10 protein-coding genes are annotated in these 13,931 nt (G+C 64.4%); 6 read left to right on the forward strand and 4 right to left on the reverse strand.

Features of this window, described 5'->3' with window-relative positions:
* Positions 1 to 42: 42 nt before the first annotated feature.
* The 3 genes from KMAL_RS10340 to bcsA all read right to left on the reverse strand — a co-directional run bounded on the left by KMAL_RS10340 (position 43) and on the right by bcsA (position 6,767).
* The gene (locus tag KMAL_RS10340) at positions 43 to 1,203 is read right to left on the reverse strand and encodes an acyltransferase family protein (protein WP_110095629.1); all 1,161 of its coding nucleotides are present in this window, start codon (positions 1,201 to 1,203) and stop codon (positions 43 to 45) included.
* A 95-nt stretch (positions 1,204 to 1,298) separates the two neighbouring features.
* On the reverse strand, positions 1,299 to 1,970 hold the full coding sequence (locus KMAL_RS10345) for an SGNH/GDSL hydrolase family protein (protein ID WP_110095630.1): 672 nt from the start codon (positions 1,968 to 1,970) through the stop codon (positions 1,299 to 1,301).
* Between the two features lie 126 nt (positions 1,971 to 2,096).
* Positions 2,097 to 6,767 carry a UDP-forming cellulose synthase catalytic subunit gene (gene bcsA / locus KMAL_RS10350; protein WP_408887914.1) on the reverse strand — a complete coding sequence of 1,557 codons (4,671 nt, stop codon included), beginning with the start codon at positions 6,765 to 6,767 and terminating at the stop codon, positions 2,097 to 2,099.
* Positions 6,768 to 7,699: 932 nt separating this feature from the next.
* On the opposite strand from bcsA, the gene KMAL_RS10355 reads away from it, so the two are divergent.
* Both KMAL_RS10355 and KMAL_RS10360 read left to right on the forward strand, forming a co-directional pair.
* Positions 7,700 to 8,413, forward strand: coding sequence for a TetR/AcrR family transcriptional regulator (locus tag KMAL_RS10355; RefSeq protein WP_167400077.1), 714 nt, complete (start codon positions 7,700 to 7,702; stop codon positions 8,411 to 8,413).
* A gap of 411 nt (positions 8,414 to 8,824) precedes the next feature.
* Positions 8,825 to 9,538 (forward strand): Crp/Fnr family transcriptional regulator, encoded by a 714-nt coding sequence (locus KMAL_RS10360; RefSeq protein WP_110095632.1) that lies wholly within the window; start codon positions 8,825 to 8,827, stop codon positions 9,536 to 9,538.
* Positions 9,539 to 9,976: 438 nt separating this feature from the next.
* On the opposite strand, the gene KMAL_RS10365 is transcribed toward KMAL_RS10360, so the two are convergent.
* Positions 9,977 to 11,062, reverse strand: coding sequence for a hypothetical protein (locus KMAL_RS10365; RefSeq protein WP_146044197.1), 1,086 nt, complete (start codon positions 11,060 to 11,062; stop codon positions 9,977 to 9,979).
* A gap of 285 nt (positions 11,063 to 11,347) precedes the next feature.
* Between KMAL_RS10365 and KMAL_RS10370 the strand changes: the two genes are divergently transcribed.
* The 4 genes from KMAL_RS10370 to bluB form a co-directional block, all read left to right on the forward strand.
* Positions 11,348 to 12,226, forward strand: coding sequence for an aldose 1-epimerase family protein (locus KMAL_RS10370; protein ID WP_110095634.1), 879 nt, complete (start codon positions 11,348 to 11,350; stop codon positions 12,224 to 12,226).
* A 177-nt stretch (positions 12,227 to 12,403) separates the two neighbouring features.
* Positions 12,404 to 12,598, forward strand: coding sequence for a hypothetical protein (locus KMAL_RS10375; protein ID WP_110095635.1), 195 nt, complete (start codon positions 12,404 to 12,406; stop codon positions 12,596 to 12,598).
* A 172-nt stretch (positions 12,599 to 12,770) separates the two neighbouring features.
* Complete coding sequence (locus tag KMAL_RS10380; RefSeq protein WP_146044198.1) at positions 12,771 to 13,409, forward strand: hypothetical protein; 639 nt, start codon at positions 12,771 to 12,773, stop codon at positions 13,407 to 13,409.
* A 64-nt stretch (positions 13,410 to 13,473) separates the two neighbouring features.
* Positions 13,474 to 13,931 (forward strand): 5,6-dimethylbenzimidazole synthase (gene bluB, locus KMAL_RS10385; RefSeq protein ID WP_110095637.1); only part of this gene is annotated, 458 nt, incomplete at its 3' end.

Here is a 13,931-nt window from a genome sequence, read left to right on the forward strand (position 1 = left end):
CATGTCCCCGCCCGCAGGCATTGCACGATAAGAGGGTATGCCTCAGTGGACACGCGAAACATACGAAACATAGCCAAGCACGCCGGCCAGCAGCCCGCAGGCCGCGACCAGCATGGCCGCGCCACGGTTACGCACCGCCGGGCTGACCCGTCCCTCGTAATCGAGGAAGACGCGCTCGACGAAGATATAGCTCAGCAGGCTGATGACCATGACGATGCCAAGCACGCCGGCCATCGTCGCGCCGAACACCTGGAATGACAGCAGGTAGTTCGCCATCACGATCGCGGGCCAGTGCCACAGGTAGATTGAATAGGAAATCACCCCCACCGGCGACACCGGCACAAGGGTAAAGCGCGCGACATCCGTCTGCGGCAGCATGATGATGCCCACCACCGCAAGGCAGGGGAACAGCATCATGTAAGACGGGCAGGCGAATTCCAGCACATAGAACAGGCACGACCCCACCAGCACCGCCAGCGCCAGCAGGTACAGCACGTTGGCCAGCACCCGCGACAGCCGCGGCCGGGGGAAGATCCAGATCATCGTCCCCATGGAAAACTGCCACATGCGGTCAAGGATGTTGTAATATCCCTGCGTGTCGCCAGTGACATGGCTGTAGATGCTGTAGCCCAGCGACAGGGTGAAGATGCTGCTGATCGCAAGCTTGCGGTGCCGCGTGAACGGCAGCACCAGCGCCATGATGAAAATGATCGTGTAGAACTGCATTTCCAGCGACAGCGACCATGTATGCAGGAACGGGTAGGCAATGGCCTGCCCCTGGAAATACCCCACATGGCCCGATGCCCAGAAATTGGACAGGTACACCAGGGCGTACGCACCGTTGATCGCAATGTCGGCGCGGTCGCTCTGCAGCACCCACCACAGCATGCTCGCCGATATGATGGCGATCATGCAGAACAGCGCGGGTAACAGTCGGTACAACCGGCGGCAGACAAAGCGCGCGGGCTGGAACGGCTGCTGCATCAGGGCGGAACGCCCCATGAAATAGCCCGAAATGACTACGAATATGTCAACGCCGACAAAGCCGCCCTTCAGCCATCCGGCGTGAAACAGCACGACCGCAATGATCGCAAGCGCGCGCAACCCGTCAATGTCGCGACGACGGTCCTTGGGAAAGAACTCATGCTGGAGCATGTGCTGCCACTTGCTCTGGGCAGGCATGACGACTGTAGTCTGTTGCATCGGGCTGTTTTTCCACGTGTGATGCCAGGAATACTACTGGCATCTGCATGGCGGCCAATAATATGGCCACCATGCGTATCTGTTTTATTGAATAATTACTGTGCGGCGGCCGGGGCCGCGTCTTTCATCTTTTCCAGTTCAGGGGTCGTCGCCTTGACGATCGCATCACCCCATTCCTTGTAGCTGGCGGGCGTTGCATGGATGCCGTCGATGGTGTTGACGCTGCCCTGCTTCATCAACTGCGTGCCGTCGATATAGACGCACGGCGTGACATCGGCCTTCAGCAGCGACGCCATTTCGGTCGCGCGCTGGTCGGTCTTGCCATAACGGGGGCTGTACTGGCCCCAGGTCGGGCCGACCCAGATGCACGACGTCTTGCCGATGGCATAGGTCAGGGTCTTCACCTGCTCGTCCAGCCAGTCCTTGGACACCGCGTTCTGGCCATAGGATGCCATCGTGTCGCCAAGGATGACCATGACCACATTGGGGTGCCACTTTTCGATCAGGCCGGTCACCGGCGGCGGCGACGCGGGCTTCATGTTCGGCGCGGCGATCGGTTCGTCACCGATGCGCTGCGCCGCGCCACAGCCATTGTTAGGGTTCGGCACCACCCAGTCCGCCGCCGTGGACGAGCACACGCCATAGGTCACGACCTTTGCGCCCTGCTTCGAAAATTCCTCAGGCAGCACGGACAGGAGCGAATCCTTGAAGGTGACGTGGCTGTCACCAATGATCAGCAATGTAAGGCCGGCAAGAAGTGCACTCATGTCTCAGTTCTCCAATAATAACAATTTGTATGACACCGGTTGCATCGGCAGCCATTTCCCGGCGGGCGCGCGGATCCCCTGATCCCGCGCCACGGTTCCGGCGGCACGCCATGACAGCACCGGTCCCTACTCCGTTTTGGACGGGCCATCCTTGATCTGTTCACCCTCTTCCATCCGCTTGCGGGCATGGCGGCGCAGCAGCTTCACGGCCGCCGTGGCCACAAGCCCGGCACCCAGCAGGCCCAGCACATACAGCGTGAGCGGACGCGTCCCGAGATACCAGTCCAGCCACATCCACCACGGCAGCGACCCCATGGTGAAGGTCGGCGCGGTGCGGTAACTCGTCAGCCTGTCGCCATTGCGCAGCACGAGGTCACCCTGGATGCGCGGCACGTCCTCCTTGCTGCGCAGGCCCATGACAAGGTCATGCATGCGCGCGGGCGTATCGCCCATCAGGGCGACGACCGAACGGTCCGAACGGAACGGCGACTGCGCCCCGATCAGCACGCCCGCACCGGCGACCGGCGCGTTCAGGTTCGCCTGAACCCCGTCCTGCAGCCCGGCATGGTCGTGGTCCTGGAACAGGTACCAGATCCCCTGCAGGCCCATATGCTGGCCCACGCGGATATGCCCGTCGGACAGTTCATAGGGGGAGCGTGACAGCAGTTCCGCGAACTTCGGCGCATCGCCCGCCGTCGCCAGCACCACGATGTCACCCTGCGGCGGATGCTCCGCCAGGTCGTTCACGTCCTCCAGCTGCACGCCGGAGGCCGGATACCACGTCGTCGCGCCAAAGAAGCCCATCAGGTCCATGAACGTCCCGGCCGTGCCCGCATCGAGGTGGTGCGGCACGACCACCGTCGTGTCCGACAGGTCCGCCATGCGCGAGAACGGGAACGCGGCCTCCGCGAAGTACGACAGGTTCGGCAGCTGCGCGAAATGGTAGCCACGGCGGAAGTCCATCCACGAATCGGAATCGACACTCATGTGGATGTCATCGGGGGTGCGGCGGCACACGCCACGGTCGATCGGGCGCGCGTCAAAGCTGAACTTCAGCTGGTTCTGCCCGAACAGCAGCCATGACGGCAGGGCGGCGGCATGTTCGACCGCACCCGCATGCTGGTTGACCAGCCGTTCCGACCAGGCCTGCCACAGGCTTGGCGGCTTGAGCGTGAAGCTGTCGAGGTAGTTGTTGTTCAGGTGCACATCCAGGCGCGACGTCTCCAGGTCCACCACAGGGCCGCCGGGCGTGCGCACCCACAGGTCGATCGGGTAGGGACGGTTGCGCCATGAATACAGGTCGGGCGGCAGGTGGAACGGCAGCGCCATGACCGGCGGCGCGAACCCGCCCCCCTGCAGGTCGCTTGCGGCGACAAGCTCGCCAAAGCGTACCGGTCGGTCAGTGGGGACGAAGGCCGGCGCGTCATACGGGCGGCGCGGCTGCAGCGTCACGTCATTGACCACCTTTGTCCCCACCGCGCCCAGCGTGTCGGAGGAGAACGCCAGCACGCGGGCCGCGACCTCGACCTCCTGCGCGTTGCGCCCGGTGATGACCAGGATCGTGCCCAGCCGGTCATTGGGGTTTTCGACTTCCGACAGGGTCGGGCCGACAGGCCGCGTGCCGTGCGCGTCAACGGGCAGGTTCTCCCCGATCGCGACCGCGTTGCCCGATGCCGGGATGGTGGTGGAAACGGGGAAGGACGCCGTGCGGAAATCCGCCAGCTTGCCAAACCACGACGCGACCAGCGCCGACGCCTTGAGCACCCCGTGCGAATCCGGGTTGGGCATGACCACCGGCACGCGCAGCGGCGTGCGCAGGTTGGGGTCATAGAACGGCGCGGGCAGGTACGACAGCTTGCGGTCGGGCGCGATGCGCGTCGTCGTCAGCGTGACGGTGGAGAAGTCGGAAATGCGCGCCCACAGGACCTCGTTGTACAGGTCGTTGCAGTCGCGGCGGTATTCACCGGCGAAGTGGAAGTTCAGCTTGTTGTCGCCGGTGAAATAGAGCGGGTCGATATCGAAGGTGATCGGCCCGAAGCGCGGGTGTTCCGGATCGACGCGGATCGTGCCGACATACTGTTCATTGAGCGTGACGCTGACCGCGCTCGCCTCCGGCAGGAGGGAGGGAGAGAGCGCGCCCGTCAGCGTGATGCGCGCGCGCGTCACCACGCGGTTGGCCGGCACGATGACATCCAGCCCCTGCAGCGGCGAAAACCCGCGCAGCGTCAGCGGCCCGGTCGCAAGGCCGAGGTCGCGGAAGGTGGAGGTGCGCGTGATCTCCCCATCCGCGACGCGCGTGGCGTCCGCCGGGTCGATCGGGGGGGCGGACGGGTCGGCGGGCAGCGCGCCGGTATTGGTGTCGCCAAACGGCGCCGCGGGCGACACGCCGGTCCGTTCGGCCATGCGTTCACGCAACTGCTGTGTCGCGGGCCCCGTCGGCAGCGGCACCGGCGTTGCGGGGGGCACCTGTTCCCCGGCGGCGGCGGGGGCAAGCTGCGGCGGCGTCGGCAGTGTGCCCGGCGGCGGCTGCAGTGGCGCATCCCCGCCCGCGGGCGGCGCGGCCGGCCCTTCCGCCGGGGCGGGCGCGGCGGACGCGGCAGGAGAAGGAGCCTGCGCAAGCGAAGGCGCGCTGGTGGCCAGTCCCAGCAGCACGATGAGCGAGGCCGTGGCGCCGTAGCGGGCGCTCCGTCGGACGGGTTTCAGCACGAGGCTCTTTCTCTCCAGTTTTTCTTCTTCGACATGTTCGGCTTCGGATAGCGGCGCTTCCTGCGGGGTCTGCCAGCGGAACAGCTTCTCGCCACGGCGGAACAGGCCACCGATGCTGCGCAGGACCATCAGGAAGCTGCGCAGGGGGCGGTCAGGCTGGAAATCGGCCCAGTTGGCCCACGCATCGTTGCGGCCAAACATGAACTCGACGATCTGGCGTTCCACCTCAAGGTTGTCGACACACCATTGCAGGTGCAGCATCCCCGGCTTGGAAAACAGGATCACGGCGGGGATGCGCACGTCGATGCCGTCTTTTTCATTGTGGTAGAGCGTGGTGACGCGCGTCTGCGTCGGCAGGGAATGTTCCGTCGAAAGGCGCGCCGCGATCCCGCCCAGCGAGATGTCGCTGGTATGGGCGTGGTAATGGCGCCCCTCCTCGTCCACCAGCGTGATCGGCAGGTTGGCGCGCACGCGCGGCTTGTGGCGGATCTGCCGCGTTTCGCGCCCCACCGCGATGGAGGCCAGGACGATGATCAGGCTGACGGCCACCCACAGCGTATTGAGCGCAAAGGACTGCAGCGCCAGGCGGTCATGGTATTCCCACAGCATCCCGCCGATCCCGCGCACGAGCGCCACCGCAAGGATCCCGGCAAGGATGACGTTGGGATAGACCGCGTTGAGGTCGAAATACTCGCTCTGCAGCAGGCCGCCCTTGTCCGTGACGTTGAACTCCCCCTTGCGCGGGTTCAGCAGCGTCATGATCGTCACGCGCACAAGGAACAGCGCCAGCGTGGTCTCGTAGATCTCGCTCCAGAAGGAGTAGCGCCACCGCCCCTCCACCCGTGACAGGGTGCTGATGGAATGAAAGACATGCGGGAAGGCATAGACCAGGATCGCATAGGGCGAGGCGGCGATGATGTTCTGCCCCAGGAACAGGAACGCCAGCGGGGAGGCAAGGAAGATCAGGCGCGGGATCGCGAACAGGAAGTGCGACATCGCGGAGAGGTAGCAAAGCCGCTGCTGCCAGTGCAGGCCGGGGCCAAGCAGCGGATTGTCCAGCCGCATGATCTGCAGCATCCCGCGCGCCCAGCGCACGCGCTGTCCGATATGCAGCATCAGGCGTTCGGTCGAAAGCCCGGCGGCCAGCGGTTCGCGCAGGTAGGCGGTATGCCATCCCTCGCGCTGCATCTTGAGCGCGGTGTGCGCGTCCTCCGTCACCGTTTCGGTCGCGAAGCCGCCGATGCCCAGCACCGCCGAACGGCGGATCGCAGCACACGAACCGCAGAAGAACGTGGCGTCCCAGAAGTCATTGCCGTCCTGCACCAGCCCGTAGAACATGTTGCCTTCCGGCGGCACATGCTGCCCGGAGGCGAGGTTGCGCTGGAACGGGTCGGGGGAATAGAAATGGTGCGGCGTCTGCAGCAGCGCGAGCTTGCGGTCGGCCATCATCCAGCCGATCGTCTTCTTCAGGAAGCCGCGCGTGGGGATATGGTCGCAGTCGAAGATGACGACATATTCCCCTTCCGTCACGCGCAGCGCGTGATTGAGGTTGCCCGCCTTGGCATGGTTGTTTTCGGAACGGATGATGTAGCCCGCGCCCGCCTCCATCGCGAAGGCGTGGAAGCTCTTGCGGCGCCCGTCATCAAGGATATAGACGTTGAGCTTGTCTTCGGGCCAGTCGATCGCCAGCGCCCCCAGCACGGTGGAGCGCACGAGGGAGAGTTCCTCGTTATAGGACGGCACATACACATCGACCACGGGCCAGTCGGCGGTATCGGCAGGCAGCGGCAGCGGCTTGCGGTCGAGCGGCCAGGCCATCTGGAAATAGCTCAGGCACAGCGTCATCAGCGCATAGAGTTCCGCCAGCACCAGCAGAAGCGACAGCACCGCCTGCAGTGGCGAATACAGCTGCAGCGTCGTGGTCAGCCGCCACACCATGTAGCGCAGCGACACCAGCAGGGAGAGCATCATCAGGAAACAGGTGATCCCCCGCCCCTTGCGCCCCTTGAGCACAAAGAACAGGGCCAGCGTCCCGCACGAGACCAGGGCCTGCCCGTTGGTCGACATCGTGACGCCGCCCGTCATCAGCATCAGGAAGACCCCGACCGCCATCATGACGAACGGAGAGATGGCGGAGACAATGGGGGAACGTACAAACTGCTAAAGACGCAGGCGTTTCAGGATCTCCCTGTACATCATCGTCCCGTACATCGTTTCGGAATTCCAATAAATTGACACATGCCCGACCGTCCGGCACATCCGGCCACGTGCCTGCACGCGCCCATATCCCGCAAGACGGCCGGGCCTATCCCGACACCCATATTCCTAGCCAGCGGCTTCCATGCCGAATTACGCCACGGCCCGCCATTCCCCCCTGTCCGGGACAGGTCTGACAGGCCTTCATATCCGCCTTGATTTCAGGCACTTATGAACGCTGTTAATATTGTCTTAAAAAGCATCTACCGGCCCCCCCATAGAGTGTCAAGCAACATAATGCCCCCTGTGGTGGCAAAAAGGGACCGTGGCCATGATATCGACATAATCCGATTCCATACGGCACAGTACCGTTCTTATGGCCGGGTGAATTGAACACGGTACGACTGGTGCATGCAACATGCTGTAACAAGGAATCATTTCCTGTTTCCCCCGGACCGGCGCATGGACTTACGGGCTTTGTGCATGCTTTAAGAATAAATGTCTTACACCGTGGGGATATAATTCATCCGATATGCATCTTTGCCTTTTCGTGCCGCCCCCTGCCCCACTGGCGGATCAGGATGGGCCACATCATATCCCCCAGCAGGACCGCATGGCATGTCACAGATCAAACCTGCCCATTTTTCATACTGAGAATCCGGGAATGGCAGGGCACCGTTTACACCACTCCTCCTGCGGGCAGGTTCTGCGCCACCATGGCGTGATGGCAAACATGGCGGGATCCATGCGTTACACGTTTTTCCAGACTACGTTCAGGCAAAGCCATGGATATGCAAGAATCTGATATCAGAAATGCAATATCTGACATGAACCAGCCGCCCACATGGCCGCGCCCGATGACGCGCCCCTATCACAAGGGCAACGTGGCGGAGGACCTGCGCCTGGCCACGCTGCGGATCCTGCAGACCGAACGGCTGGAGGACCTGTCGGTCCGTCGCCTCACGCGCGAGGTCCGGGTCGCGCCCGCCAATTTCTACAACCACTATGCGTCGCTCAACATGCTGCTGGTGGAGATCGCGGCCGACTGCCTGGATGATTTTTCCGACATGATCGGCCATATCGTCCACCGCTCCGCCAACCGCCATGACGCGCTCAAACGCACGGTCACGCATTATGTGGAGTTCGCCTGCCGCCATACGCAACTCTATCGCGTGATGTTCGGCTACCTGAACGACACGGCGCGCCACCCCCGTTACAGCCGGGCCGCGCGGCGCACCTTCAACCGCCTGCGCGACCTGATGGAAGCGCAGGAGTTCCCGCATGCCGAATCGGCCGACAGCGCCGCCACCCCCCCCAGCGGGGAGGCGCAGGCCGCGCATATCGGGTACTGCATCTTCGCCATGAGCCATGGCCTGGCGGGAATGATCGCCGAAGGGCACATCCCGCTGGAACAGGAGCGCGAGGACAGCATCCGCGCCTTTGTCACGCGGATCATCGACCTGTTCACGACCAACCCCCTGATGCAGGGGAACCTGCAACCGGGCGCGCACGGCGCCGCCCTGCCACAGGGCAACGGCTGACCCGTCGGGCAGGGCGCGCCATCCCCGGTGACGCGCATGGAAACACACCGCCCGACAGCATTCATGCGGCCAGATCCGCATGCTGGCGCACAAATGCTTTACAAAGCTGTAACAATAATGGTTATTTATAAAACACAGCTTGAAATATTAATGTATTTTTTAGGAAGCTTTAAATAAAAATACATAAATTATTGACACGATGCATGCGTGATGCTGTTATTGCCATGCCTTTTTCGTACCGCGATCGTGCGTTCACCCCTCCGGTCCTTCCGCAGGGGCCGCCATGATGGAACGCCCCATCCATGCCGCCCCCCGGTCCGCAGCACATGACGGCCGCGAAAGACAGGCAGACGAGAAGCAGCCCCAAAGGCCCGCTTCCCCCATTCACCGGCAGAAGAAGACAGCATCGTTATGCCCACCACACCCTCCATCCCCCCGGCGGCGCACAACGGGATCCCGTCCTTTCCCCCGATGCCTGACCGCCTGTGCCGCGACATCGTGGACTTCTGCAACAAGCACCACGCCACCTGCCGGGAGACGCGCTTTCGCCCCCGCAACATCATCATCGAGGAAAGCGCCACCGCGCATTACACCTTCCTTGTGCGCCACGGGACGGTGAAGCTGTCGAAATCCATGCCCAACGGCCGCAGCCAGATCGTCGGCTTTGTCGGCAGCGGGCATATCCTGGGCACCAGTTCACAGGAACTCTACATGTTCCAGGCGGAGGCGATCACCGATGTCACCGTCAACAGGCTGAGCCGCACGATGTTCGAGGACATCCTGGTCAACGCGCCGGACATCCTGTCGCGCCTGCTGGACGAGACGACGTCGCAGCTGGTGATGATCCAGGAACGCCTGCTGGCGCTGGGGCGCAAGACCGCACGGGAGAAGCTGGCCGGCTTCCTCCTGCGGGAGGCGACGCGCAACAATGGCCAGGACATCCACCTGCCGTTTTCGCTGCAGATGTCGCGCGCGGACATTGCCGACTATCTTGGCCTGTCCACGGAAACCGTCTCGCGCCTGATGAGCGTCTTCCACCAGGAAAAGATGATCCACCGCTCCCGCCAGATCATCCAGCTCCTTGCCCCGTCGCGGCTGGCCGCGATGTCCTGCACGATCCTGTAAGGCATCCGGCCACGGCCGCGTTCCCCATCCGGCCGCGGGCGACCCGGCCCGGCATGCGCGCGGCCATGGCCGGACAGGCAGGGGAACACCGGCAGGAACATCCGCCGGAACAAACCGGGAAATGGCGCGGGCCACCCCCGCAATCCCCATAGCCGACAAACTATACACAAAGTTATCCACAGACCTTTCCGGAAATCTGTGAGCAGCCTGCGGGCGCGGCCTTTTTCAACGATTCTGAAAAATGGCGGAAAACCGCCATGGAATCGCATGACAGCCCAAAAGGCGAACGGTTATATGACCAAGACGGTCAGGATACGAGTCCTGTTTGCCAAAAAGAATCCACACCCGTCGCGCACGCCCGCGCATGCTGCGCCACGACTCGTGAGGGAAGCTGTGTCCACCCCTTTCATGCAGGCATTTCATTGTGTCCCGGACGCATCATCCGGGCGGCGGATGCGTCATGTCGCGGACCTGTGGAGAAAGATGCGCCACGCGGACCACGTAATCATCCGCATGCCGGTCCGGGTCGCGCACGGCCATGGCCAGGTCGCGCGCGATGCGCGCCGCCACCCCCGTGCGGTAATGCAGCGGGTCCCAGAAACTGTCGCGCACGTCGGCAATGGGGCCGGGGATGTCGAAATCGACTACGATGGCGTTGGGCACGCGCTCCATGTCCGCGACGATGCGCGCGCGGCACTGCGCCACGGCCATGGCGCGGGCGGGGCCTGCATGCTGCTTCATTTCCCGCGCGACGGGGGGAAACCAGACGATCTTGAGCGTATCGGCCGGGATGCGCGCCAGCAGGCGCGGCAGCAGCGCAAGTGACGCGGCGGGGGCCACCTGCGCCGTGGGGGATGCGACCGGCGTGGCCGACAGCCACAGCGCGAAATTGGCGCTGACCCGCGCGCGGTCATAGGTCGCGTCATCGGGCACGAAGCTCTGGTACCCGTCCGCCCCGGCATGGTCGGCCTTCAGCCCGAGCTGGTAGAGCGCCTGGTTCACCGCCTCCTGCAACGCATACAGGTCGAGCATATGGCCGTACCGTTGCCATGGCGGGGCGGAATAGGCCCATTCCGGCCAGTGTTCATGCGGCCCGCGCGCGGCATTGTCCCCCGCCAGGCACCACACATGGTCAAGGTCGAGCATGACGACCCGTGGCGTCCGGTGGGCCTGCATGAACACGTCAAGCAGGCGGTCCTGTTCCCATGCGGTGGCGTTGTTCATGGCAAGGTTGACGAAGCGCGCGCCAAACAGCGGCCCCATCACGTCGGGCCGGATCAGGCGCGCGGTGGAAGTGCCGAGCATGGCCGAATCAAACCGCCCGCCACGCGCCAGCGCCCCCATGGTATAGCGTGCGTTGCCCCCCGTCGGCACGCGCGACAGCGGCAGGTGCACCGGCAGGACATCCCACGCATCCATCCCCGCGATGAAGGCGAACATGCCCCCCACCCCCGACACCACCACGACCAGCAGCGTAAGGGCGAAGGCGCGCCATGTCCGGGGCGTGGAGGATGGCGTCGTCATGCCTGTATCGGCCCGTCCCATGGCTGTGGTGAATGCGGGGGTTTCTACCGCCGCGCCTGCGCCCGCGCAAACATGGCGAAAGCAATAAAAGTCCTGGGGTGCCGCCTTTTTCCAGAAAGGCAGCGTCTTTCGAAGCTTTTTGAAAAAAGCTTCACCAAGAACTCCTGAATGGTTTTGCGGGCGCACACCACACCTGTTGTCACAAGGCTGGCGGCAGGCCCGCACAATCGGGCATCCTGCCCGCATGACGCGCATGATGATGCGCAGGACAGAAGGAGACATGCGATGAACGAAGACGCCAGTCACAGCTTTGGCGATTCGCGCCTGCGCGCCACGGTGGCGCTGCATGGGGCGGAACTGTGCGCGCTGCATGACGAACTCGCGGGGTGCGACCTGCTGTGGAATGCCGGGGACGCGTGGAAGCGCCACTCCCCCGTGCTGTTCCCCATTGTCGGGCGGCTCGACAACGACACGGCGCTGTTCGATGGCAAGGCCTACCGCATCACGCAGCACGGATTCGCCCGCGACATGGATTTCCGCTGGATCGAACGCAATGCCGATGGCTGCGTGCTCGAACTTGCCGACAATGAACAGACGCGCGCGCTGTTCCCCTTCGCCTTCCGGCTGAAGATCGCCTACCGCATCGCCAATGGCGCGCTGGAGGTGGATTACCGCGTCATCAACCCCGACCCCACGCGCACGCTGTCCGCCTCGCTCGGCGCGCATCCGGCCTTTGTCTGGCCGCTGCGCCCCGACGTGCCCAAGGACGCGCACATCATCGAATTCGACCAGCCCGAACCCGAAAAGGTGCGCCGCGTCACGGGCGGCCTGCTGTCGCCCGAACTGTTCCCCACCCCCATCGTGGGCCGCGAACTCGCCCTGTCGGAAAGCCTGTTCGCGCAGGATGCGCTGATCCTCGACCATCCCGCCAGCCACGGCCTGACGTACCGCATCCCCAACGGGCCGGGCCTGCGCTTCACATGGAAGGGCTTTCGCCAGCTGGGCCTGTGGATGAAGCCGGGGGCCGACTTCCTGTGCATCGAGCCGTGGTACGGCATGAGCAGCCCGCAGGATTTCAGGGGCGAATTCGCCACCAAGCCCGGCCTGTTCCACCTGCCGCCCGGACAGGAATGGCACGCGAGATGGAGCGTCGCCCCGGTCTGAAATCACCCCTGACGCCACCTTGCGGCGGGGGGGGCCGCACAAGCATTGCAAAAACATCATGGGACGGGGGAAAACGCTGCGAAAATATCATATTGCCAGCAGCGAAATACGGCGTAGCGTCCGCCTCAGGAGCAGCTTGCGGCAATCGTGCCCGCCAAGGCTCATGGAAACGCTCAGATGAGTACTTTTCACCTTGTCCCCGCAACCGGCCTTCCCCCCGGCACGCAGGAAACCCGCCAGACGACCACCGGTCTGTTCGCCTGGTTCGCCGCCGCGCTGCGCCGTCGCGGCATGACGGAACTCGCGACGCTCAACAGCGTCGCGGTGCCGATGTCGGTCCGCACGGCCATCGAGGCCCCGACTCGCGGCTGAGGCCCCGGCCTGTCGCGCCATCGCCGCCCCGGCGGGGCCATGGCGCGATAAAGCGCATCGGGGATAATGCTTTTCCATGCCCATGGTGCCATAATGTGTGGCGGCGCAGCGATGCGCCGCCACATCTGTTTCCGCCATGCCCCATGGCACCACAGCATAAGGACCCCCAAGCGTGAGCCGACCGATACAGGCACGGACTTCCGTGATGGCGCGCGGCCGCCCGCGCCTGCGCGCCTGCCTGCGGCGCGGGGCACTCGCGCTGTGCCTGTCCGCCCCTGTCTGCGCCCCCTTCCCCGCCCCCGTGGCGCATGCCGCCAGCGTCGGCATCCCCGGCCTTGGCGATTACGCGCAGTTCGGCGTCACCGTCACCGGCAATGGCGCCTATGGCCGCTGCACGGTGCAGGTCTCCTTTGACGCGGGGCGCTTCGCCTCAAGCGCGAAGGTGCTCGACAGCATGGGCATCCTTGACAACGTGGACACGCCCCTGCTGCGCCGGCGGACCAATTTCTACATGCGCGCCACGGCGGAGGAGATCGCCCCCGTCGTGGTCGACCACGCCTTCCAGCGGTTCGGTCACCGTGAGCAGTGCCATTTCGAGTTCCTCTCGCGCGAGGGATGGTCGTATGGTGGGGACACGGGCAAGCCGTTCATGAAATTCACCATCACCGCGCGCACCGCGACACAGGTGGACTGGTACAAGGCCAGCTTTGACGAACTGCATGAGGTGGCGGGCGGGTTCTGGGAAGATGCCGCCTTCGCCGGCCCGGCGCAGGCGGAAGAACCGGGACAGTCCTACGGCCGCCGCTACTGAGGCGCGACCCCGGCGCGCGATCCATGGCGGCTTCGCCTGCACCCGCCCCACGTAAGGAACAGTCATGACCCAGCCCGGATTTTCCGGCACGTTTACCAAGGAATTCGAAACCCTGCTGCGCTGGCGGCGCGACGTGCGCCATTTCCGGCGCGATCCCGTGCCTGCCGGGGTGCTTGACGGGCTGCTGGCGACGGCATGCCTTGCGCCCTCGGTGGGGCTGAGCGAACCGTGGCGCTTCGTCCGCGTGGACGACCCCGCGCGCCGGCATGCCGTGCGGGAGGATTTCGCCCGATGCAATGCCGAAGCCCTCGCCGCGCGCGACGGCTCCGACGCGGGGGATTACGCGCGGCTGAAGCTTGCCGGGCTGGACGACGCGCCGCACCATGTCGCGGTCTTTTCCGACAATGACCCAGCCCAGGGGCGCGGCCTTGGCCGGGGCACCATGCCGCAGACCACCACATGGTCCACGGTCATGGCCATCCACACCTTCTGGCTGGCGGCAACGGCGGCGGGGGTGGGGGT

Source organism: Novacetimonas maltaceti (assembly GCF_002906255.1).
In the GTDB taxonomy this organism is placed as follows: Bacteria; Pseudomonadota; Alphaproteobacteria; order Acetobacterales; family Acetobacteraceae; genus Novacetimonas; species Novacetimonas maltaceti.

Coding starts and splice junctions, on each gene's coding strand:
- KMAL_RS10340 (WP_110095629.1), bottom strand. CDS start 1,203: ATGCAACAGACTACAGTCGTCATGCCTGCCCAGAGCAAGTGGCAGCAC.
- KMAL_RS10345 (WP_110095630.1), bottom strand. CDS start 1,970: ATGAGTGCACTTCTTGCCGGCCTTACATTGCTGATCATTGGTGACAGC.
- bcsA (WP_408887914.1), bottom strand. CDS start 6,767: ATGCTGATGACGGGCGGCGTCACGATGTCGACCAACGGGCAGGCCCTG.
- KMAL_RS10355 (WP_167400077.1), top strand. CDS start 7,700: ATGAACCAGCCGCCCACATGGCCGCGCCCGATGACGCGCCCCTATCAC.
- KMAL_RS10360 (WP_110095632.1), top strand. CDS start 8,825: ATGCCCACCACACCCTCCATCCCCCCGGCGGCGCACAACGGGATCCCG.
- KMAL_RS10365 (WP_146044197.1), bottom strand. CDS start 11,062: ATGACGACGCCATCCTCCACGCCCCGGACATGGCGCGCCTTCGCCCTT.
- KMAL_RS10370 (WP_110095634.1), top strand. CDS start 11,348: ATGAACGAAGACGCCAGTCACAGCTTTGGCGATTCGCGCCTGCGCGCC.
- KMAL_RS10375 (WP_110095635.1), top strand. CDS start 12,404: ATGAGTACTTTTCACCTTGTCCCCGCAACCGGCCTTCCCCCCGGCACG.